At 65.1% G+C, this 23283-nt stretch carries 18 protein-coding genes and 1 pseudogene; 11 read left to right on the top strand and 8 right to left on the bottom strand.

Going from position 1 to position 23283, the window contains the following annotated elements; genetic code table 11:
• Positions 1-36: 36 nt before the first annotated feature.
• A complete protein-coding gene (locus tag NF20_RS08975; protein ID WP_003877688.1) occupies positions 37-267 on the bottom strand; it encodes an MbtH family protein in 231 nt (76 codons plus the stop codon).
• An 891-nt stretch (positions 268-1158) separates the two neighbouring features.
• Here NF20_RS08975 and NF20_RS08980 point away from each other — a divergent pair.
• The 6 genes from NF20_RS08980 (at position 1159) to NF20_RS09005 (ending at position 10143) form a co-directional block, all read left to right on the top strand.
• Entirely contained in the window at positions 1159-1578 is a 420-nt protein-coding gene (locus NF20_RS08980) for an MmpS family protein (protein WP_003876149.1), read from the top strand.
• Positions 1575-4466 (top strand): RND family transporter, encoded by a 2892-nt coding sequence (locus NF20_RS08985; RefSeq protein ID WP_011725356.1) that lies wholly within the window; start codon positions 1575-1577, stop codon positions 4464-4466. The genes NF20_RS08980 and NF20_RS08985 overlap by 4 nt, the downstream gene beginning before the upstream one ends.
• Positions 4467-4524: 58 nt before the next feature.
• Positions 4525-7443 (top strand): RND family transporter, encoded by a 2919-nt coding sequence (locus NF20_RS08990; protein ID WP_023861794.1) that lies wholly within the window; start codon positions 4525-4527, stop codon positions 7441-7443.
• Positions 7444-7667: 224 nt separating this feature from the next.
• Entirely contained in the window at positions 7668-8615 is a 948-nt protein-coding gene (locus tag NF20_RS08995; protein WP_011725358.1) for a daunorubicin resistance protein DrrA family ABC transporter ATP-binding protein, read from the top strand.
• A complete protein-coding gene (locus tag NF20_RS09000; protein WP_011725359.1) occupies positions 8612-9352 on the top strand; it encodes an ABC transporter permease in 741 nt (246 codons plus the stop codon). The genes NF20_RS08995 and NF20_RS09000 overlap by 4 nt, the downstream gene beginning before the upstream one ends.
• Positions 9352-10143, top strand: a complete 792-nt coding sequence (locus tag NF20_RS09005; protein WP_024636805.1) for an ABC transporter permease — start codon at positions 9352-9354, stop codon at positions 10141-10143. Before NF20_RS09000 ends, NF20_RS09005 begins: the two co-directional genes overlap by 1 nt.
• Before the next feature lie 24 nt (positions 10144-10167).
• On the opposite strand, the pseudogene NF20_RS09010 reads toward NF20_RS09005, so the two are convergent.
• Positions 10168-10707 (bottom strand): annotated as a pseudogene (locus tag NF20_RS09010) (glycosyltransferase); the annotation flags it as partial.
• 342 nt (positions 10708-11049) lie between these two features.
• Here NF20_RS09010 and NF20_RS09015 point away from each other — a divergent pair.
• The 5 genes from NF20_RS09015 to NF20_RS09035 all read left to right on the top strand — a co-directional run bounded on the left by NF20_RS09015 (position 11050) and on the right by NF20_RS09035 (position 16564).
• Complete coding sequence (locus NF20_RS09015; RefSeq protein ID WP_369798118.1) at positions 11050-12330, top strand: IS256 family transposase; 1281 nt, start codon at positions 11050-11052, stop codon at positions 12328-12330.
• 93 nt (positions 12331-12423) lie between these two features.
• Positions 12424-13449, top strand: coding sequence for a glycosyltransferase (locus NF20_RS09020; RefSeq protein WP_023862304.1), 1026 nt, complete (start codon positions 12424-12426; stop codon positions 13447-13449).
• Positions 13450-13451: 2 nt separating this feature from the next.
• Entirely contained in the window at positions 13452-14501 is a 1050-nt protein-coding gene (locus NF20_RS09025) for a polysaccharide pyruvyl transferase family protein (RefSeq protein ID WP_011725363.1), read from the top strand.
• On the top strand, positions 14498-15175 hold the full coding sequence (locus NF20_RS09030) for a class I SAM-dependent methyltransferase (RefSeq protein WP_099459086.1): 678 nt from the start codon (positions 14498-14500) through the stop codon (positions 15173-15175). The genes NF20_RS09025 and NF20_RS09030 overlap by 4 nt, the downstream gene beginning before the upstream one ends.
• 132 nt (positions 15176-15307) lie before the next feature.
• Positions 15308-16564, top strand: a complete 1257-nt coding sequence (locus NF20_RS09035) for a glycosyltransferase (protein ID WP_011725365.1) — start codon at positions 15308-15310, stop codon at positions 16562-16564.
• Positions 16565-16570: 6 nt separating this feature from the next.
• Here NF20_RS09035 and NF20_RS09040 read toward each other — a convergent pair whose 3' ends face one another.
• The 6 genes from NF20_RS09040 to NF20_RS09065 all read right to left on the bottom strand — a co-directional run bounded on the left by NF20_RS09040 (position 16571) and on the right by NF20_RS09065 (position 23141).
• On the bottom strand, positions 16571-17350 hold the full coding sequence (locus NF20_RS09040; RefSeq protein ID WP_011725366.1) for an SDR family NAD(P)-dependent oxidoreductase: 780 nt from the start codon (positions 17348-17350) through the stop codon (positions 16571-16573).
• 73 nt (positions 17351-17423) lie between these two features.
• A complete protein-coding gene (locus NF20_RS09045; RefSeq protein ID WP_023862303.1) occupies positions 17424-18227 on the bottom strand; it encodes a class I SAM-dependent methyltransferase in 804 nt (267 codons plus the stop codon).
• 114 nt (positions 18228-18341) lie between these two features.
• Positions 18342-19148, bottom strand: a complete 807-nt coding sequence (locus tag NF20_RS09050) for a TylF/MycF/NovP-related O-methyltransferase (RefSeq protein ID WP_023862302.1) — start codon at positions 19146-19148, stop codon at positions 18342-18344.
• A gap of 96 nt (positions 19149-19244) precedes the next feature.
• Positions 19245-20531, bottom strand: a complete 1287-nt coding sequence (locus tag NF20_RS09055; RefSeq protein ID WP_080516362.1) for a glycosyltransferase — start codon at positions 20529-20531, stop codon at positions 19245-19247.
• A gap of 403 nt (positions 20532-20934) precedes the next feature.
• Positions 20935-22212: a glycosyltransferase gene (locus tag NF20_RS09060; RefSeq protein ID WP_009977506.1), complete on the bottom strand. Its 1278-nt coding sequence runs from the start codon at positions 22210-22212 to the stop codon at positions 20935-20937.
• Between the two features lie 122 nt (positions 22213-22334).
• Positions 22335-23141, bottom strand: coding sequence for a TylF/MycF/NovP-related O-methyltransferase (locus NF20_RS09065; protein WP_009977507.1), 807 nt, complete (start codon positions 23139-23141; stop codon positions 22335-22337).
• Between the last annotated feature and the right edge of the window lie 142 nt (positions 23142-23283).

The following is a 23283-nucleotide window of genomic DNA, read 5'->3' on the forward strand; positions in this document are numbered from 1 at the left end:
CCAAGTCTCCACCCACCCGCCCCGTACCCCGGCAGGTTACTGATCAAAACCCCGACCCGTTGCGAGCTTGTCCCGCAGGCTCTTCGGCCGAATGTCGGGCCAGTGCTGCTCGATGTACTCCAAACACGCAGCGCGGTCCGCTTCCCCGTGTACCACCCTCCAGCCAGCTGGAACATCGGCGAAGGCCGGCCACAAGCTGTGTTGCTCCTCGTCGTTCACCAGGACGAAAAAGCTGCCGTTGTCGTCGTCGAATGGATTGATGCTCACAATTCTCCAGAATGCATAGTGGACATGAGTGGAACAGGTCCAAACCATAGTTCAGGGCAACAGTGCCCGTCGGTGGTTTGGCCAAAGTTCCTGCTGTGACCTGCAAGGCTGTTGTCGCCATCGGGTGATCGGTGTGCGGTGGGGCCCCGATGCCCCTTTATTCGCTGCAGCGACCTGCATCAATGGCGTTGACTGCGAAATTTCGCTATTGGAGCAGGCACGTCCTTGCGGCCGATGAAGTTATTGTGCTTGTGGCTCACAGCCTAGCCGAAGTCGCGGGGGTCGGGAAAATCACCGCGAGCCCAACGCGCGACGCGTACCTGGCAGGCTGCTGGCAACAAGCCCCGAGACGAACCGGGCGGTGACACGGCGCGGGCGGCTGTGCTTAGGTAAGTGGGCGGCCTTGCGAAGGACATGTGTACGGAGCAGATTCGTCGCTTCAGCAAAATGCCGTTTGCGCACGCGATAGGCATTACGATCGCGTATCGCGTTGCCAAAGCAGTGATATGGACGTCAATGGCATGGTTTACTCATCAAGATCTGGTCGCGCTCCCGGGGGGCGGGGCTCGCATGAGGTGACGGATGCACGGCTAGTCTGCGACGGGCACCGCATCGCGGCACCGCAGTCTGGCGTGTCGCGACCGACGTGCAGTTGGATGTTCGGGCGACGGAAACGGCGCGGGCGTGGATACGGGTGAAGGGGGTGCAGTGGTCGAACCCGACGTACGGGCCCGGCCCGACAACGCATTCACGGAAGGACAGGACGTTAGCCGATCGCCTCGCCGTCGACGTGGCTTCCTGGGCTTTGCTCGTCGATCATCGACTCGCCCCATACAGCAAAGTCGCCCCCGCAGGGGTGGCCGGAACCTGGGCACCACGTTTGTCGGGTTTTTGAAGCGGCTGTGGATTCCGCTGGTCATCGTGGCGGTGGTGGTTGCCGGCGGTTTGACCGTCTCGCGACTGCACGGGATTTTCGGTTCGGAGAAGCGCCCGTCGTACGCCGACACCAGGCAGCAGGACACCAAACCGTTCAACCCCAAGCACGTGAAGTACGAGGTCTTCGGGCCGGCCGGCGCGATGGCCGACATCAGCTATTTCGACGCCAATGGCGAACCGCAGCACATCAACGGCGTCGAGCTGCCGTGGACGTTCGATATCTCGACGACGTTGCCGTCGATCGTGGGAAATGTGGTGGCACAGGGCAATAGCGATAGTCTCGGCTGCCGCATTCTGGTGGACGGCGTTGTCAAAACCGAGAGGATCTCGCACGAATTGAACGCATTCACCTACTGCGTGTTGACGGCCACATGAGTACCCAGCAATTGGAGACCCAGCAGGCCGCGCGACCACGGGTGGCGCGGATCATTCACCGTTTGTCCGTTCCCATCATTTTGGGCTGGCTGGCGGTTGCGGTGCTGATCACCATCGGCGTTCCCTCGCTGGAGCAGGTCGAGGCCGAGCACGCGGTGTCGCTGAGTCCCATTGGGGCGCCGTCGTTCAAGGCGATGGAGCGCCTCGGCGAGGACTTCAAGGAAACCAACACCGGCGCGCTGGCCATGATCCTGCTGGAGGGCCAGCAGCAACTCGGCGACGACGCGCACACCTACTACGACCGCCTGATTCGGCTGCTGGAAAACGACCACAAGCACGTGCAGCACGTGCAGAACTTCTGGGGCGATCCGCTCACCCGCGGCGCCGCGCAAAGCCAAGACGGCAAGGCCGCCTATGTTCAGGTGAACCTGAACGGAAATGCGGGCGCGGCCGCCGGTGACGAATCCGTAGCGGCAATTCGGAAGCTGGTCCAGGAGGCTTCTCCCCCGCCAGGTCTCAAGGTTTATGTCACCGGTCCCGCACCGATCGTCGCGGACATGAACATCGCGGGGCAAAAGACGGTCATGCTGGTGACGCTGGCCAGCCTGATCGTCATCTTCGTGACGCTGCTGCTGGTGTATCGATCGGTCATAACCGTCATTCTGCTGTTGCTGATCGTCGGCCTGGAATTGCAGATCGCGCGCGGAATGGTCGCGCTACTGGGCCATCTCGGGGTGGTCGGTCTCACCACGTTCGCGGTCAACCTCTTGGTGGCCGCCGTCATCGCGACCGGCACCGACTACGGCATCTTCTTCGTCGGCCGATATCAGGAGGCACGGCAAGCGGGCGAGAGCCGGGAAGAGGCCTTCTACACCACGTTCAACGGGGTGGCCAAGGTGGTGCTGGCCTCCGGCTTGACCATCGCCGGTGCGGTGCTGTGCCTGAGCTTCACCCGACTCCCCTACTTCCAGCCGCTCGGTATCCCGGTTGCGGTGGGCATCTCGATCGCGGTCCTGGTCGCACTGACGCTCGGGCCGGCGCTGCTGGCCGCCGGGGCCCGGTTCGGCCTGTTCGAGCCGCGCCGGGCGGTCTCGGCCCGGCGGTGGCGGCGCATCGGCACCGCGATCGTGCGCTGGCCGGCGCCTATTCTCATCGCCACCCTGGCGGTCTCGCTGGTCGGACTGCTGGCGCTGCCGAATTACCGGCCCAGCTATGACGACCAGAAATTCATTCCGGACAGCATCCCGGCGAACGTGGGCTATGCGGCGGCGGCGCGGCATTTCCCCGGGCAGCGGATGCAGATGCCGGAGATCCTGCTGGTCGAGACCGACCATGATCTGCGCAACCCGACGGACATGTTGGTGATCAACAAACTCGCCAAGGGTGTTCTTGCGGTCCCCGGCATCGCCACCGTGCAGACGGTCACCCGCCCCGAGGGAGTTCCGTTGCAGCACACGACGATTCCCTGGATCATCAGCATGGGCCAGGCCAGTCAGCTGCAGAACATGGCCTTCCAGAAGGACCGGATGAACGACATGCTCGTCCAGGCCAACGAGCTGGGCAAGATGATCGGCATCATGCAGCACATGCTGGACCTGATGCGCGAGCTCGTCGCAACGACGCACCACATGGTCCAGACGACACATGAAATGCAGGAGATCACCGGAGAATTGCGCGATCACATCTCCGATTTCGAGGACTTCTGGCGTCCGCTGCGCAGCTACTTCTACTGGGAGAAGCACTGCTACGACATTCCGATCTGTTTCTCGCTGCGGTCCATCTTCGACGCACTCGACGGCGTCGACGAGATCAACGACAAACTGGGCGATCTGGTGAAGAACCTCGATCAGCTTGACGCCATCCTGCCGCAGCTGGTCATGCAGATCCCGCCGATGATCGAAACCATGTCGGGCATGCGCACCATGATGCTGACCATGCACAGCACCATGTCCGGCGTTATCGGCCAAATGGATTCCAGCGCAAAGGATCCCAGCGCGATGGGGCAGGCTTTCGACGCCTCCCGCAACGACGACTCGTTCTACCTGCCGCCGGGCATCATCAACGGCTCCGACTCCTTCAAGCGGGTGGAGAAGGTGTTCATGTCGCCGGACGGCAAGGACGTCCGGCTGCTTATCACTCAACGGGGTGACCCCGCCACACCCGAGGGTCTGTCCCGGGTGGAACAGATCAAGACCGCGGCCGAAGAATCGCTCAAGGGAACACCGCTGGAGAATTCCAAGATCTATCTGACCGGCACGGCGGCGATCACCAAGGACCTGGTGGATGGATCGAAATTCGATCTGTTGATCGCAGGCGTCTCCGCGCTCTGCCTGATCTTCATCATCATGCTGATCATGACGCGCAGCTTCATCGCGGCCATGGTGATCGTGGGCACGGTGTTGCTGTCGCTGGGGGCGTCGTTCGGGTTGTCGGTGCTGGTGTGGCAGTACCTGCTGCACATGCAGCTGCACTGGACCGTGCTGTCGACTTCGGTGATCGTGTTGTTGGCGGTGGGGTCCGACTACAACCTGCTACTGGTGTCCCGGATGAAGGAGGAGCTGGCGGCCGGGATCCACACCGGCATCATCCGCGCGATGGGCGGCACCGGGAAGGTGGTTACCAACGCCGGTCTGGTGTTCGCGTTCACCATGGGCGCGATGGTGGTCAGCGACCTGCGCAGCATCGGCCAGGTGGGCACGACGATCGGCCTGGGCCTGCTGTTCGACACGTTGATCGTGCGGGCGTTCATGACGCCGTCGGTCGCCGCGTTGCTGGGCCGCTGGTTCTGGTGGCCGCAGCTGGTCCGTCCCCGCCCGGCCAGCACCATGCTGCGCCCGACCGGTCCCCGTCCGTTGGTGCGTTCACTGCTCCTGAAGCAGCCGCAGTAGGCGGCGCCTTCCACTTCAGGATGGAAACGGCAACCGTGGTGAACAACGTGAGGGCAGCATGACTACCGAACGCGTCCGGCCTCCCGGGGCCTTTGCGCGGGTCATCCGCCGACTGGCGGTGTTCATCATCCTCGGCTGGGTGGCGCTGACGCTGTTGGTGACGTTCGGCGTGCCAAGGCTGGAGATCGTCGGTCAGCAGCATTCGGTGCCGCTGGCGCCGCAGGACGCGCCGGCGGTGCAGGCCATGCAGCGCATGGGCCGGGACTTCAAAGAGTCCGATTCGGACAGCTTCGCCATGCTGGTGCTCGAGGGGCAGCAGCAGCTGGGCGATGACGCGCATGCCTACTACGACAAGCTGGTTCGTGAATTACGCAACGACACAAAGCATGTCGAGCACGTGCAGGACCTGTGGGGAGATCGCCTCACCCAGGCGGGCGCGCAAAGCCCGGACGGCAAGGCCGTTTACGTCCAGTTGAATCTGGCCGGCAACCAGGGCACCACACTGGGGCAGGAATCGGTGGCGGCCGTCCGCGACGTGATCGCGCGGATCCCACCGCCCGCCGGACTGAAGGCCTACGTCACCGGGCCCGCGGCGCTGTTCTCCGATATGCAGCTCGCCGGTGACCGCTCGATCCTGAAGATGACCCTGATCGGCGCGCTGATCATTTTCATCGTGCTGCTGTTCGTCTACCGCTCGGTGACCACCGTCGTGTTGCTGTTGCTCACGGTGGGCATCGAAGTCTTCGCCGCGCGGGGCGTGATCGCCTTCGTCGCCAACAACAATCTGATGCCGTTGTCGACGTTTGCCGTCAACCTGCTGGTGGCCCTGGCGATGGCGGCCGGAACCGACTACGCCATCTTCTTTTTCGGCCGTTATCAAGAGGCGCGTGAGGCCGGCGAGGACCGCGCGACGGCGTACTTCACCACCTATCGCAGCGTCGCCCCGGTCGTGTTGGGTTCGGGTTTGACCATCGCCGGCGCGATGCTGTGCCTGAGCTTCACCCGGATGCCCATCTTCCAGACCATGGGCCTGCCGTGTTCGGTGGGCATGCTCATCTCGGTGTTCATCGCCTTGACGCTGGTTCCGGCGGTGCTGACCGTCGGCGGCGGCTTCGGCCTCTTCGATCCCAAGCGCGCCATCGGCTTCGGCCGGTGGCGCCGGATCGGCACGGCCATCGTCCGCTGGCCCGCGCCCATCCTGACTGCCACCATCGCGGTCGCCCTGGTCGGCCTGGTGACCCTGCCGGGCTACAAGACCAGCTACAACAACCGGCTCTACATGCCCGACAGCGTTCCGGCCAACGTCGGATACGCGGCCGCCGACCGGCATTTCACCCAGTCGCGAATGATGCCCGAGCTCTTGATGATCGAGTCCGACCACGACATGCGTAACCCCGCCGATTTCCTGGTGCTGCATCGACTTGCCAAGGGAGTCTTCGGCGTTCACGGGATTTCTCGTGTGCAGGGCATCACGCGTCCCGAAGGCACGCCGATCCAGCACACCTCGATCCCGTTCCTGCTCAGCATGCAGCAGGCCACCATGCATCAAGACATCCAGTACATGAAGGCTCGGATGGACGACATGCTCGTGCAGGCCGACTTGATGCGCAAGCAGATCGAGATCATGAGGCACATCTACGAGCTGCAGAAGCGGCTCACCGACATCACGCACGACTCGATCGTCAAGACCAAGGAAATGGCCGCCGTCCTTTGGGAATTGCGGGACAAGATGTCGGACTTCGAGGACTTCTGGCGTCCGCTGCGCAGCTACTTCTATTGGGAGAAGCACTGCTACGACATCCCGATCTGCTGGTCGTTGCGGAACATCTTTGAAACGCTCGACGGCGTCGACACGCTCAGCGACAAGATGACGTATCTGCTGCAAGACCTCGATCACATGGACCGGCTGATGCCGCAGTTGCTTGAGCAATACCCGCCGATGATCGCGATGTCGGAGGACATGCTCAGGATGATGCTGACCAACCACAGCACCATGTCCGGGATCATCGGCCAGATGGACAGCAACAACAAGGACGCCACCGCCATGGGCGAGGCGTTCGATGCGTCCAAGAATGACGACTCGTTCTATCTGCCCCCGGACATCTTCGACAACGCGGACTTCAAGAAGGCGATGAGCCAGTTCCTGTCGCCCGACGGGAAGGCGGCCCGCTTCATCATTTCGCACCGGGGCGACCCGGCCACCTCGGAAGCCCTGAACCGGATCGACAAGATCAGATCGGCGGCCGAGGAGGCGCTCAAGAACACTCCCCTGGAGAACGCCAAGATCTACCTCGCCGGCACCGCGTCGACGTTCAAGGACTTCCGGGACGGATCCACCTACGACTTGTTCATCGCCGGCGTCGGTGCGCTGTGCCTGATCTTCATCATCATGCTGATCCTGACCCGAAGTTTCATCGCCGCGCTGGTCATCGTCGGCACGGTGACGCTGTCGCTGGGCGCCTCGTTCGGGTTGTCGGTGCTGATCTGGCAGTACATCTTCGGCATCCAGCTGTACTGGATGGTGCTTCCGATGTCGGTCATCGTCCTGCTGGCGGTGGGCTCGGACTACAACCTGCTGCTGGTGTCCCGGATGAAGGAGGAAATCTCCGCCGGGATCAATACCGGGATCATTCGGGCGATGGGCGGCACCGGCAAGGTGGTGACCAACGCCGGTCTGGTGTTCGCCTTCACCATGGCCTCGATGGTGGTCAGCGACCTGCGCATCATCGGTCAGGTCGGTACCACCATCGGTCTGGGTCTGATGTTCGATACCTTGATCGTGCGCTCGTTCATGACCCCCACCATCGCCGCGCTGCTCGGACGCTGGTTCTGGTGGCCGCAGCTGGTGCGACGGCGGCCGGCCAGTCAGCTGCTTCGGTCCGAGGGAACCCGGCGGTCGGTGCGCGTGCTGCTGCACCAGAACGACGACGCGGACGCCGACACGGCCGAAATCCCGGTCCCCAGGCCGACCGCCTAGGTGCTTCTCGTCGCCTCACCCGGCGTTGGCCGCGAAACGGTCGGCGCGTTTGGCGAAAAGCGCAGCGAAAAGGATTGGACGTCAATGGTTTTGCTCCGGACATTCGGAACTCCCCCGCCGCGAACGGGTTTGGCGAGCGGTTCGGCAAGGGCCGGTGCCCTGCCCCGGGTCGCTTTCCACCTATACCGCCGACACGGCGGTGCGCACCGTGAAATACTCCTACCGTGAGCGCACCGGCGATCGAGGTCGAAGGCCTCACAAAGAAATTCGGGGGGAGCACGCTCGCACTGGCCGGGGTGGACTTCTCGGTTCCGGCCGGGACGGTGTGCGGGCTGCTCGGCCACAACGGCGCGGGCAAAACCACTACGATCAACATCTTGTCCACGCTGATCCGCCCGACGTCGGGCCGGGCCCGTGTCGCCGGGTATGACGTCGTTCGCCAGCCGGCCGAGGTACGCGCCAGCATCGGGATGGCCGGGCAGTTCACCGGAATGGACCCCATGCTGACGGGCCGGGAGAACCTGGTGTTGTTCGGCAGGCTGCGGGGACTCAATCGGCGGCGGGCGAAGGCCCGCGCCGACGAACTGCTCGAACAGTTCAACCTGGTCGACGCCGCCGACCGGCGGCTGTCGACCTACTCCGGGGGCATGTACCGCCGCGTCGATCTGGCCAGCGCACTGGTGGTGCCGCCGAAGGTGCTCTTCCTCGACGAGCCGACCACCGGGCTGGATCCGCGCAGCCGCCGCGACGTGTGGGCCCTGGTGAGTTCGCTGCGGGTGCAGGGCATCTCCGTGCTGCTGACCACGCAGTACCTGGAAGAGGCCGACGTGCTGAGCGACTCGATCGTCGTCATCGATCACGGGCGGGTGATCGCCAGCGGCACGTCCGAGGAGCTCAAGCGGGCGGTGGGGACCAGCTACTGCCAGGTGACCCCGGCCAACCCCGCCGAACTTCCCCAGGTAGCGGCCGCGCTAACAGGGCTCGAAGGGATCGAGATCGACAGCGACACCGGCTCGGTGTCGGTGTTCGCCCCCGACGGGGTGGCCACCCTGGTCGAGGTGTTCCGCCGCGTGGACGCGCTGGGGCTCGAGCTCGCCGACATCTCGCTGCGCAAGCCGTCGCTGGACGAAGCGTTCCTGCACCTGACCGAACGGACCGTCGCCCGGTCATGAGTGCCCTGGCCGCCCTGACCGAGCGTTCGCTGAAGTCCGCGGCGCGCGACGGCGAGATGATCTTCGAGATACTCTCGCCCGCAGCGTATTTGGCGGGTTTCAGTGTGGCGCTGCACGGGTTGATCGACACCGGCCGGATCAGCTATTCGCAGTACCTGCTGCCGGCCGTGGTCGCCCAGTCGATGATCTTCGTCGGGCTGATGACCGCGGACCGGGCGGCACGCGACCACCTCTTCGGCTTCGGGGAGCGGATACGGACCCTGCCGGTCCCCGCGGCGGCGACGGTGACCGCCCGCGTCACCGCGACCCTGATGCGCGGTTCGTTCTGCCTGGTGATGGCGTTGGTGGCCGGCTATGTGCTCGGTTTCCGCTTGGCCGGTGGGCTGGTCTATTCGGCGGCGTTCGTGTTCATCTCCTTGCTGCTGTGCTTGGCGGTGACGTTGGGGGCCGACGCATTGGGCTCGAGCGCGAAAAGTGTGCAGGGGGCCAGCCACCTGCTGTTCGTCCCCCAGTTGCTGCTGTTCATGCTCTCCACCGGCATCGCGCCCGAGCAGACCTTCCCCGGCTGGTTGCGCCCGTATGTCCGCAACCAGCCGGTGTCGCAGTTCGCCGAAACCCTGCGCGGCCTGGCCCGCGGGCATGTGATCGTCGGCAACGTGGCGGCCACCCTGGCCTGGTGTGTGGGCGCGGTGCTGGTTTTCGGCGCGATCACGTTGCGGATGCAAAGGCGCGGGTGATGGCGCATCGGCTCGAGACGCAGGGATCGCTGCTGACCGAAAGCTGGGTGCAGGCGGGGCGACTCCTGCTCCGGTGGCGGCGCGATCAAGCCGTCCTGATGGGCTCGCTGTTGCTGCCCGTCTTCCTGTTGTTCTGCTATCAGATCGTGCTGGGCGAGCAGGTGCACCGGGTGACCGGCGCCCAGAGTGTCTACGGCGTGGTCCCCATGTGCGCGGTGATATCGGCGCTCTTCGGCTCCCTCGGCAACTCGGTGGGCATCACCATGGACCGCCAGTCGCGCCTGCTCAGCCGCATGTGGGTGCTGCCGATTCACCGCGCGAGTGCGATCACCGGATGGGTGATGGCGGAGGTGGTGCGCGCGCTCATCGGCACCACCCTGATCACCGTGATCGGCCTGGCGATGGGCTTGCGTTTCAGCCAGGGCTGGCCGGCTGCCCTGCTGTTCCTTCTGGTCCCGTCGATCGTGGTGACCGGTTTCACCGCCCTGGTGATGGCGATGGCGATCCGCAACAACGGCCGCGCCGCGATGACCTGGCTGCTGGGCATCACCTTCGCCCTGGTGTTCGTCAACCCAGGCGCCACTCCGATCAAGCTCTTTCCGCACTGGGCCCAGCCGTTGATCCGCATGCAACCGGTCTCGCCTCCGATCGAGACGATGCGCGCACTGGCCCACGGCGGGCCGATCGCCTGGCCGCTAGAGATCACGGTGGCATGGGCGGTGGTCCTGGTCGCGGTGTTCATCCCGGTGGCCGTGCGGGGCTACCGGTTGGCCGCTGAGGCCAGCGGTTAGGGGAAGCGCTAGGTCGTATTGTGGCTAGCGCCGCGCACGCGCGTGCGAGGCCGCTCTTGTCCTGATCACGAACGCACGCAACGCCAATCGACGGTTTTCCCGCTGTTTGAAAAATCCCATCATTCGGCGGCCGGTTTCCCAGGCAGCAACCCAGAAGTACATTGGAAGTCGCTTCCGGAATTCCCGATCGGTGCTCTCCCTCATGCTAAGCCCGGTCATGTCGTTGTATCGGGCGACCACGATGTCCATATAGCAGGTGACCAGTGCCGGATTGGAAAAGCACCGGATGTTGAAATCCCAGTCGGCCCAGATTGGGTAGCGCAGGTTGTAGGGTCCGATGCCCTCAAACAGCTTGCGGCGATAGAAGATTGACTGATGACACATATTGGTTTCGAACAGCAGACGGTCGAGGTCGAATGGGCCGGCGTGACGAGTTCCGGTGGAGCGCATAACGACGTCGCCGTAGACAAGGTCGCAGGTCTCATGATCGTCAATGAATGCAGCGACGCGAGCAAGCGTGTCCGGTTGATCGAGAGCATCATCAGCGCCCAGGAAGAGGAGCCACTCCTGCGGGCGGGGGCCGTCGCCCCGACGCCGAACATGTGCAGATGGGCTCGACCCCGAACTCCTCGAGGATTCTGTGGAAGGTTGACTCGAAGGATCACGCGGTGGCCGCTTTACGTCCATCACCGACACGATGACGAACCCAGCAACCGCGCTACACCACTATGCGGGACTCAACTTGCAGTGTTCGCAAGTCGATGACAGGATATTTCTCTACCGCGTGGAGGCAACCGGCGCGCGGAGGAGAGGCTCGCAATGACCGCCACAGGGCGTGTCTCATTGACTGTGTAAGTGGTTGGGCCTGAATGGTGGTCAGGCATGCTGGCCACCGGACAGGAGTGAATCGCTTTGTCTCGATCGGATTCATCGCGTGATGAGGCTGCCAAGCAGTTAGCGCAGGTGCTGCCCCCGGCGGCACTTGATGCCTTGCTTGCCGACGCCGAGGCCTCCGGCACCCCTATCGACGGCCCTGATGGACTGCTGGCCCAGATCACCAAGAGCGTGCTCGAACGTGCCCTCGATGTCGAGATCGCCGATCACCTTGGCTATGAGCACGGCGATCCGGCCGGCAATGGCTCGGGCAATTCGCGCAACGGCCACGGACGCAAGACCGTGCTGACCACCGCCGGCCCGGTTGATCTTGAGGTGCCTCGCGACCGCAATGGCACCTTCGATCCGGTCATCGTGCCCAAGCGCAAACGCCGACTCGGCCAGGTCGAGGACATGATCTTGTCGCTCTACGCCCGCGGCATGAGCACCCGTGACATCACCGAGCACCTGGCCGAGGTCTATGGCGCCAGCGTGTCGGCGGCCACGGTCTCGCGGGTCACCGAGGTGGTGGCCGACGAGATCGCCGCCTGGCAGTCCCGCCCGGTCGACCCGGTCTATCCGATCCTCTACATCGACGCGATCCGGCTCAAGATCCGCGACGGCGGCGTGGTCTCCAATAAGGCCGCCCACGTGGTCATCGGGGTCGATGTCGAGGGGATCAAGCAGGTCCTGGGGGTATGGATTCAGCAGACCGAAGGGGCGAAGTTCTGGCATGGCGTGCTCACCGAGCTGCGCAACCGGGGGTGCCGGGATGCGTTGTTCGTTTGCTGTGACGGCCTGGCTGGGCTGCCGGAATCGATCGCCGCCGTTTGGCCCCAGGCGGTCATCCAAACCTGTGTCGTGCACTTGTTGCGGGCCAGCATGCGCTACGCCTCCTACACCGACCGCAAAAAGATGGCCGCCGCGTTGCGCCCGATCTACACCGCAGCCACCGAACAGGCCGCTGCGGTCGCCCTTGAGCAGTTTCGGACCGAGTGGAAGGCCAAATCGCCTGGGGCGGTCGCGGTCTGGGACCGATCCTGGGCTGAGTTCGTGCCGTTTTTGGCCTTCCCCGTCGAGATCCGCAAGATCATTTACACCACCAACGCCATCGAATCGCTGAACTACCAGCTGCGCAAGGTCACCAAGGCCCGCGGCTCGTTCCCGTCGGACGCCGCGGCGATGAAACTGCTGTATCTGGCCATCCGCAACATCAACCAGAAACGAGGATCAGCCCAAGGACAAGGAACCTACCGCTGGACCGAAGCACTCAATGCCTTCGCGATCCAATTCCCCGACCGCCTCCCACTATGACAACCCACTAAACACCAACGGCCACAACTACTTACACAGTTATCTTGACAAGCCCCCGCCACAACCAGGGCAGCGGACGCACCCAAGGTCAGCGTGGTGTCAACCACCCACAACCAGCAGGCCTATGTCCGCGACACGTTGGACGGCTTCCTCGCCCAGCGGGTCGACTTTCCGATGGAGGTCATCGTCGCCGACGATGCCTCGACCGATGCCACACCCCGAATCATCCAGGACTACGCCGACCGCCATCCGAACCTCTTCCGGCCCATCCTGCGGTCGAGAAACGTCGGCCTCAACGCCAACCTCACCGGTGCCCTGTCCGCCGCGCGTGGCGAGTACATCGCGCTGTGCGAGGGCGACGACTACTGGGTCGACCCGTTGAAACTGACCAAACAAGTGGCGTTGCTGGACGAAGATCCCGACACCACGGTGTGTTTCCACCCGGTGCAGGTGGTCTGGACCCACGAGTGCGCGGAGGACGAGAAACTCGTCCACACCCTGTATCGCAAGTTCGAAGAGATCTTCCTGCCCAAGTTTCCGCCGCCCTTTCGGGCGGGTGACCTCAGCTTCGAGACGCTGATCTCGCGCAACTTCATCCAGACCAACTCGGTGATGTACCGCCGCCTCCCCCGCTACGACGACATCCCGGCCGATGTCATGCCCCTGGACTGGTACCTGCACGTCCGGCATGCCGCCGAAGGCGCCATCGCCATGCTGCCGGAGACGATGGCGGTCTATCGCCGCCACCCGCGCGGCATGTGGTACAAGTCGATCACCGATCCGGCCACCTTCTGGCGGATGCAGGGTCCCGGGCATGCGGCGACATTGGACGCCATGCTCGACGTCGTCTCCGGCGACCCCGTGCACGAATCCATCGTGGCCAAAAACGCCGACTGGGTGCTGGGGGCAATCGCCAAGCAGGTCCCGGACCCCGAGGGCCAGCAAGTCCTGACGCAGACCACCGCCAAGTACCCGCGGATCGCCGCGCTGGCGCTGCGCAACCGCTGCACCAAGACGCTCGGCGGACGGGTGAAACGGTTGCGGCGCAAGCTTTCTCGCAATGCCACTGCACCGAACAGCGATGCCGAGCGCCGAATCGACGAGCCACTGAGCGCCTGAGAATGGGTGTCACCGGCGAGCCGACCGTGGCGTACCTGGGCTGGCATGGGCTGGGCAACCTTGGCGACGATGCGATCTATGACGCGGTCCGGAGCCAATTGCGTGGCGCCACCTTTCTCGATCTGCCGCGCCTCCCACACCAGCTGATCTACGCAACCGCCACGGCGGCAATGGGTTTGAACCGGTCGCTGCGGCGCAGCAGGCAGCTCGTGGGTGGCGGCACGCTGGTCGGCAGGAGCCAGTGGCGGCTCTTGGTCAATCGGGGGTTGGCGCTCACCAAAGACAACGGAAGTTACGCGATCGGCGTCGGCGTGGAAGACCCGGTATTCGGGGGCCGCAACAGCGGGTCGGGCAACGGCGAGCTGAAACGTTGGGCACCGATACTTTCCAAATTTCGCACCGTGTCGGTGCGCGGGCCACGCAGCGCCGAACTGCTCGCCGACATCGGGCTGGACGTCGAGGTATCCGGCGATCCGGCGCTGCTACTCCCCCGGCCCGACGTCACCGCCGAAGACGACCTGATCGGTGTGAATCTCGGCTTCGGCGACGACCTTTGGGGACACGACCCGAAGCGGCTGGCGGACGAGGTCGCCGGCGCCGTCAAGCAACTGGCATCGCACGGCTACCGCTTCGTCGGCATTCTGATGAATCCGGCAGACCGACGCTGGACCGAGACCGCGCTGAGAGACGTTCCGCACGCACCGATCGTGCTTCCGCCCGATCCCGGCGCCGCGGCGCAGGAACTGGCCCGCTGTTCGTCCGCCATCGTCACCCGCCTGCACGCCAGCGTCCTGGCATCACTGTCCGATACACCCGTCGTTTCGCTTGAATACCAACCAAAATGCCGCGACTTCGCGCTCGCCATCGACGACGAACCGGCACTGATTCGCACCAATCAGGTGCGCGGCGGCGCCGTCGCCGACCGGGTGTTGGACACGATCGCAAACGCGTCGAACATCCGCGCCAGGAAGCGCACCGCCGTCGCGCGGCTGAAAACGCGGCTGGGGGTCGAGTACGCGGATTTGGCCCGTGAGTTGGGGCTCGCCTCGTGATATCGCTGCGAAAGCCATTGGAGCTGAAGTGGGTCAAACGCGGCGGGCGCATCGCGGGCCTTCCGCGCCGGTTGCCGCCGGCGGCGCGCAAATCGGGGATCGAATCATCGGCACGGGGAACCGACAAGCTCGGCGCCCTGCCCCTGGCCGAAGCGTATGGTCAGCCCGGCGCGGCCCGGAAACCCAAACAGGTCCGGGCGGCCTCGTGGCAGGGCGACTTGTACGCCTACCTGGTGCGCTGGCGCGACCCCGGGATCGTCGTCGAGTTCGGGTCGGCGTTCGGGGTGTCCGGGATGTACCTGTCGTCGGAGCTGCGGCGGGGCTGGCTGTATTCGTTCGAGATCAACCCCTCCTGGGCCGACATCGCCGAACGGAACATCAAATCCGTCACCGATCGCTGCACCCTGACGCGGGGCGCCTTCGAGGACCATGTTGACGACATCCCCGCACCGATCGACATGGCGTTGGTCGACGGAATCCACAGCTACGACTTCGTCGCGCGACAGTGGCAACTGCTGAAGCCCCGAATGGCGCCGGGTGGGTGGGTGCTGTTCGATGACATCGACTTCAACCCCGGGATGGGCAAGGCATGGCAGGACATCTGCGCCGAGCCGCACGTGGTGGGGGCCGTCGAGGTGTCCAAACGGCTCGGCCTCATCGAATTGGCGCCCTAGCTGTGCCCGGCGCGCGTCGGCGCGCGAGCCTGACCAGCACAATGGCGATCCGCTGACGGCCGGCGCGGCGAACCGGCGATAATGGCCCCGGCGTCGCCGACAGGCAGAACCACCCGGAAGGCAGGATGTGTCGTGAGATTTGCCCTGGCCAGTTACGGAACTCGCGGCGATATCGAGCCGTCCGCCGCGGTGGGCCGTGAACTGCTGCGCCGGGGCCACGACGTTCGCCTGGCCGTCCCCCCCGAGCTCGTCGGCTTCGTCGAGTCGACCGGGCTGGCGGCGGTGCCCTACGGCCCCAATGTGCAGGAGTTCCTCGACGAGGAATTCCTGCGCAACATGTGGCGAGACTTCTTCCGCAACCCGATCAGGCTGGTCCTCAAGGTGTGGGATCCGATCATCAAGTACTGGGCCGAGGCGAGTGCCACGCTCAAATCGGTGGCCGAGGGGGCGGACCTGCTGAGCACCGGCCTGAACTTCGAACAGGCCGCCGCCAATGTGGCTGAGTACTACGACATTCCGTTGGCATCGCTGCACCACTTCCCGATGCGCGCCAACGGGCAGCTGGTCCCCAACATGCCGTCACCGTTGGTGCGCTCGACGATGACGGCCATCGAGTGGCTGTTCTGGCGTTCGACGAAGAAGGTCGACAACGCGCAGCGCCGCCAACTCGGGCTGCCCAAGGCGACGCGACGTTCGCAGCGACGGATCGCCGAGCGCGGCTGGCTGGAAATCCAGGCCTATGACGAGGTGTGTTTCCCCGGCCTGGCCGCCGAATGGGCGCACTGGGGCGACCGGCGCCCGTTCGTCGGCGCGCTGACGATGGAGCTGCCCACGGAATCCGACGACGACGTCGCGTCGTGGATCGCCGCGGGAACCCCGCCGATTTGCTTCGGCTCAGGAAGCATTCCGCTCGAATCTCCCACTGCCACAGTCGAAATGATCGGCGCCGCCTCTGCGCGGCTGGGAGAGCGGGCGCTGATCTGCTTCGGGGGCACCGACGTGCGCGGAGTACCGCGTTTCGACCACGTCAAGGTGGTCGGGCCGGTGAACTACGCGTCGGTCTTCCCAGCCTGCCGGGCCGTCGTTCACCACGGCGGCTCGGGCACCACCGCGGCGAGCCTGCGAGCGGGCATCCCGACCCTGGCCCTGTGGAGCTCGGCCGATCAACCCTATTGGGCAGCGCAGATCAAACGCCTGAAAGTGGGTACGGCCCGGCGTTTTTCGGCCACCACGTCCGAGACCCTGGCGGCCGACCTGCGCACCATCCTGGCGCCCGACTATGCGACCAGGGCGCGCGACTTGGCCGCCCGGATGACCAAGCCCGCCGAAAGCATCGAGACCACCGCCGATCTCCTAGAAGAAGCCGCCCGCCGGAAAACCTTGGGCTGAGCGCGATTACCGCCGGCCCGCCGGTGTGGAATTCACCCGGCTGGCAGCCGCTTTCCACGAGTCGGGGAGGAACCGCAGCGCCACCCCGACCGTCTTGGTGGTCAGTGAGCCCCCGACGACCTTGCGGTGGCCCCGCATCATCGCCTCGAACCCCTGCCTGGCCACCTCGGCCGGGTCGTCCTTCGGCTTCTGGCCCGCCCGGGTCTGATCCATGCCCGCGCGGCTGAAGAAGTTGGTCTCGATGGTGCCCGGCATCAGCGAGGTGACGGTGATTCCGGTATCGCGCAATTCGTCCCGCAGCGCCGCGGCGAACGACTGAACGAACGACTTGGAGGCGTGATACACCGCCTCGAACGGCCCGGGCGCCATCGACGCCAGCGACGACGTGAACAGGACCTTGCCGGTGTTGCGCCGGGTCATGTTGCGCAGCACCAGCTTGGCCAGGTGTACGGTCGAGCGCACGTTCAGGTCGATGATGGACAGATCGTGCGCCAGCTCGCCCTCGACGAAACTGCCCCCGCCGCCCACGCCCGCGTTCAGCGCGGCCGCGTCCAACCCGCGACCACCCTCGGTGGCCTCACGATAGAGCTTCTCGACGCCATCGGGAGTGCGCAGATCGACCTGTACCGGCCGCACGTCGACACCCCAGCGGGACAAGCTGTCCGACGCCGGGTAGATGCCGTCGTTTTCGGCGGCCACCACCAGGTCATAACCGCGCTGGGCGAACAGTTCCGCGAGTTCGAGTCCGATTCCGCTCGACGCGCCGGTGATCATTGCCAAAGCCATAGCGCACGCCTACCCGTGCGCATGACCGTGAAACCCTTGAGAGACGGCTTGTTTGGTGTATCCGGCGCGTCGTTCAGCGGGCCGGCTTGATGAGCAGGCCCTGCCCGGTGGGCAATGTGCAGATCTTCACACCGAATTCGGCGGCGACCTCGTCCATGGCGCGGCGCTGTTCGTCGCGTCCCCGGTTCGCATAGTCGTCGAGCAGCACGAAGGCGCCGGGAGTGAGGCGCGGCCAGAAGAAGCGCAGCGCGGCGACTTCGGGCGGAGCGCAGTTCATGTCGATGTGCAGGTAGGCCACCGAGGGCGCATCGACCTGATCGAGGGTCTCGGGGACCGCGCCCACGATGATGCGGTGGTTTTTCCATTCCGCGAAATTGGCGCGGACACCGTCGACTCCGTTGGCATACATGCCGTTGCGCAGATGCCCCTTGCTGATCTCCAGCGCCCCGGCCGCGCGTTCGTTGTCGGTGACGAACCGCGGGTCGATGCCGGCGAAGGTGTCCAGCAGGTAGAACGTCTTGCCCAGCCGGTCCCAGTCCAGGTACTCCATGATGGCGCTGCTCAAGAAGCCGTAACTGACGCCGCACTCGACGAAGTCGCCGTCGAGCAGGCTGGCGCTGGCCGCCGCCCATAGCCCCACGTGCACCCGCCACGGCCACTGGTACCAGTCCTCCTTGCCCAGCGAGCGGGCGCCGCGCCGGTAGGCGCGCTGGAATTCGGGATCGTCCAGGAATGCATGAAAGTTGTTGAACGTGATCAGCGCATCGTTGGCGTAGACGTCCGGCAGCAGCGTGCGCGCCAGCCAGTATTCGGTGCGCACCCACCACATCCGCAGGCGCGTGCCGGGGGTCAGCCCTGTAGCCACGGCGGCAACCATAACATCGGCGTGCATCCGGTCCGCAAAATACGCGAAGGGTTCGACGTGACGCTCTTGCGCCCGTCCCCGACCGGAGGGCAAATCGTTTCGTACACCGAGGGTTTCAGCGATCTCTCAGGGCTTGCGCCACAGCACGCCGGTGCCGTCGATCTCTACGATCTCCGCGGTGACACCGTGCTGGGTGCGGTAGTCCGTCACGGCCTGCGCGCACGCCTTGATGGCGTGGTAGTCGTCGACGATGCAGAAGCCGCCGGGGGACAGTCGCGGGTACAGCGCGTCGAGCGCCTGGATGGTGGATTCGTACAGATCGCCGTCGAGCCGCAACACCGAGATGCGATCGATCGGGGCGTCTTTCAGCGTGTCCTTGAACCAGCCGGGCACGAAACGCACCTGGTCGTCGAGCAGCCCGTAGCGCTCGAAATTCGCCTTGACGTTCTCCAGTGGCACACCCAGGATGCGCGCGTGGCGGTGCAGCCTAATCCCCTTGTCCGCCTTGTAGTTGACGGTGTCCGGCGGCGGCACTCCGGCGAAGGAATCGCACAGCCACACGCAGCGCTTCTCGTCGCCGTAAGCCGCCAGCACGGCACGCATCAAGATCGACGCCCCGCCACGCCACACGCCGCACTCGACCAGATCGCCCGGAACGTCTTCTTCCAGAACCGTTTCCACACAGTGCTGCAAGCTGGTCAGCCGCTTCATGCCGATCATGGTCAGCGCGTCCGCCGGCCAGTCCAGGCCCAGGTCGCGGGCCTGCTTGTTGAACGGGCGCTTGCGCACCAACATCAAGTTGCGGGTGCTGAACAGCGGGCGCCCGAGCCGGTACAACCCGACCGGCACCAACTCGTCGCTGCCATACCTGGTCAGATCACGCCGGAGCAGGTCGAGGTATGCAAACCGCGTGTCGTGATCGGTCACGGCCAAAACTGCCCCTAACTCCGCAAGCCTGTATTACCGGTAGAGAGCCTAGACGCCCTTCGACGCCGTCAATGCGTTTCGCACGGTATCGGTCAACGGTTCTCAGCGACTTCGCTGCGCTTCGGCCCGCGGAATGCAGCGGCCCGAGCGAGCGAATTCCTCCAACAGGTCGACCGCCCGGCCCGCGCTCTCGGCGGGCTTGCTCATCCGCGAGGACAGTTCGCGCGCGCGGGTGAGGTATTCGGGCGCCAGGATCTTCCGCAGGTCGGCCACCAACGTTTCGGGCGTGGTGGCCGAGAACCGCCGCGAGGTGCCCACCTTCAGCCGCTTGATGTGCGACCCCCACAGCGGCTGATCACCGGCGGTCCACAGGATCAGGCTGGGAATTCCCGCCCGCAGGCCGGCGGCGGTGGTGCCCGAGCCGCCGTGGTGCACGACCGCGCGGCAGGCCGGGAAGATCTTGGTGTAGTTGACCACGCCGACCACCTTGACGTGGTCTGGGTGCGGGACATTGCTGAAGTCACTCCAGCCCGAGCAGATCAACGCCCGCTCCCCCAGTTCCGCACATGCCGCGCCGATCATCTCGACCGTGTCGGCCGGGGATTCGGCCACCGGCATGCTGCCGAAGCCGAAGCAGATCGGCGGCGTTCCCTGGCCGATCCAGGACAACACCTCGTCATCGAAGTCGGTGGGCAGCTCCATGGTCAGCGAGCCCACGAACGGCCGCTGCCCGCCCCATTTCGCCCACTCCTCGGCCAACCCGGGAAAGCAAACCTCGTCGTAGGCCTGGATTTCCAGCGACCCGCGCTCGGCGATCCGGCGCGGTGAGGCCACCGTGGCGGTCGGTAGGCCGAGTTCGCGGCGCTGCCTGTCCTCGGCCTTCTTGTTCATCCGCCAGCACATCCAGTCGTAGACCGCCATCCCGGTGCGGACCAGCGGTCCCGGCACCCGCGGCAGCAGCTGGCCGTTGGGGCGCATCGGAATGTAGTGCAGCGTGGCCATCGGGATGCCGTAATAGTCGGCGACATTGATGGCCAGGTCCTGGTAAAGCTGGCCGGTGAACAGCAAATCAGCTCCGGCGCCCACCGACATCAACGCCGAGCTCATTTCCTGCCAGTTCTTCAATACCGGTTCCCAGGCTTCGCGGATCAATGTGACCGGGCCGCGCAGGAAGTTTTTGAAGAAGTCCCGGATGAACTCGTCGCTCCAAAAGTCGTGCATATCCGGCCCATACGCGATCGCGGACAGTCCGGCGGCTTCGGCTAAATCGACCAGATTGGGCGGGACGGCCATGCGTACCGAATGCCCTCTGCGCATCAGTTCACGACCGATGGCGAGGCAAGGCTCGATATCGCCACGCGTCCCATAACTTGCCACAGCAAATTTCATCGCGATTATTACCTTAATCAATCTCCGACAGCATGGGCAACTTTGGCGGCGGCGTTTCCTCTCGGTGATCTGCGGCCCGCCGTCGGCCCCGGGGCCCGGTCGAAGTCATTGGTTGTAGTTGTTTCGCAACGGATTTGGAAACACCCCACCCAGCGGGAAGATCACGGCGCATCGGAGTAGCCGAGTGCGACAGAGCCAACCTCATCGGCCTTCCCCCCGACCGTAGAAACAAGACGACCCTTGGGCGGTGTGGCTGTACCCAAGCGTCGTCGCCTGATCCTACGTCAGTGTGCCAGACGATCGATCGGGTGTCTTGGAAAACGGGAAGTCAACCGGCGGGTGTGCGGGCACCTGCGGGGTAGCAATCCTGGCCGTTTGCCCAGCGCAGCGGCCATGCGCCAGGTTAGCTGCGACCGGTGCGGCTGCGGGATTGGACGAAGTCCTCCACGACATCGGCGGCCTTCATGACGCTGTCGGCGGGCTTGGTCATCCGGGCGGCGATCTCGCGGGCGCGCCGAGCGTAATCCGGGGCCAGGATCTTGCGCAGATCCTGCACCAGCGAGTCGCGGTCGGTTGCCGAAAAACGCCGTGTGGCACCGACTTTCAGCCGTTTGAGCTGTGCGCCCCAGATGGTCTGGTTGGCGTCCATGGACAGGATCAAGGTGGGCACGCCGGCGCGCAGGCTCGCGGCCGTGGTGCCCGAGCCGCCGTGGTGCACGACCGCGCGGCAGGCCGGGAAAATGGTGGCGTAGTTCACCGGGCCCACCACCTTGACGTGATCGGGCGCCGGGACGCCGCTGAAGTCACTGCGGCCGGCGCACAGCAGCGCGCGCTCGCCCAGCTGGGCGCAGGCCGTGCCGATCATGTCGACCGTGTCGGCCGGCGATTCGACGGGCATGCTGCCGAACCCGAAGCAGATCGGCGGCGTTCCGCCGCGGATCCAGGACATCACCTCGTCGTCGGCCTCGGTGGTCAACTCCATCGTCAGCGTGCCGACGAAGGGCCGTTGGCCATCCCATTTCGCCCATTCCTCGGCCAGGCCGGGGAAGCAGACCTCGTCGTAGGCCTGGATTTCCAGCGAGCCGCGCTCGGCGATCCGCCGCGGCGACGGTCCGGTCGCTTTGGGCAGGCCCAGCTCGCGGCGCTGGGCGTCCTCGACCTTCTTGTTCAGCCGCCAGCAGAACCAGTCGAACGCCGTCATCGCCGAGCGGGCCAGCGGCGCCGGCAGCACCGAAACGACCTGGCCGTTGGGCCGCATCGGCACGTGGTGCAGGGTGGCCAGCGGAAGGTCGTAATACTCGGCGACGTTGGCGGCGGGCTCCTGGTAGCTCTGCCCGGCGAACAGCAGGTCGGCTCCGTCGGCCAGCGACAGCAGCGTGGTGTTCATCTGCGCCCAGCACTGGTCGCTGAGATCCCACATCTCGCGCCACATGCCGCGCATCTCCCCCATCTTCCAGAACCCCCGGAAGAACGACGTCCAGAAGTTGCGGTACACGTCGAGCCAGGCCTGCGAGTCCAGCCCGTAGGGGACGGCCGTCAACCCGGCCGCCTCGGTGAAGCTCACCGAGTCGGGCGGCACGGCCATGATCATGTCGTGGCCCCGGCGCTGCAGTTCGCGGGCGACCACCACGGATGGCTCGATGTCCCCGCGCGTCCCGTAGCTGGCCAGCACACATTTCATCGCGAATCCAAGCCCTTCGGTTGCGTCCTCGACGGTGATGCACCGACCACTCTAGGTATCGACGAATCCGCACAGCACCGGTTTACGGTTCTGCGCCGACGCGGCCCCGATAAAGGTTGCCCTCAGGACTTGCGCCACAGCACGCCGGTGCCGTCGATCTCCTCGATCGGCGCGGTCACGCCGTGTTCGGAACGGTAGTCGGTCACCGCCTGCCGGCAGGCGTCGATGGCGTGGTAGTCGTCGATGATGCAGATGCCGCCCGCCGAGAGCCGCGGGTAGAGCGCGTCCAGGGCCTGGATCGTCGATTCATACAGGTCGCCGTCGAGGCGCAGCACGGCGATCCGTTCGATCGGCGCATCCTGCAGGGTGTCCTTGAACCACCCGGGAACGAAGCGGACCCGGTCGTCGAGCAGACCGTAGCGCTCGAAATTCGCCCGGACCTGCGCCTCGGGTACGGCCAGTATCCCGGCGGCGCGATGCAGCTTGATGCCCTTGTCCGCCTGGTAATGCGCGGTGTCCGGCGGCGGCACGCCCTCGAACGAATCGCACAGCCACACGCAGCGCTTCTCGTCGCCGTAGGCCGACAGCACGGCACGCATCAGAATCGACGCCCCACCGCGCCACACTCCGCACTCGACCAGATCGCCGGGAATGTCGTCTTTGAGGATGGTTTCGACGCAGTGCTGCAAACTGGTCAGCCGCTGCATGCCGATCATCGTCAAGGCGTCGGCCGGCCAATCCAGGCCGAGGTCGCGGGCGTGCGCATTGAACGGGCGCTTGCGCACCAGCATCAGTTTGCGGGTGCTGAAAAGCGGACGGCCCAGATAGTTCCAGCCCACCGGCACCAACTCGTCGCTGCCATACCGGGTGAGGTTGCGCCGCAGCAGGTCGAGGTAGGCGGAACGGGTATCGAGGAATGGAGATCGCATGTCACGATCAGTCACGGTCAAGGCTGCCCCCTGGTTCAGATGAAGTGTCGGTGATGGCCTCGGGATCGCCGAAGCCGTCGATGCGTTTTCCGCATTCGCGCTACAAGCTCGCCTGACCGGCCTCCTTGACCTGCCCCCGCAG

The sequence above is a fragment of the Mycobacterium sp. MAC_080597_8934 genome, from assembly GCF_000523975.1.
GTDB classification, from domain to species: Bacteria; Actinomycetota; Actinomycetes; order Mycobacteriales; family Mycobacteriaceae; genus Mycobacterium; species Mycobacterium avium.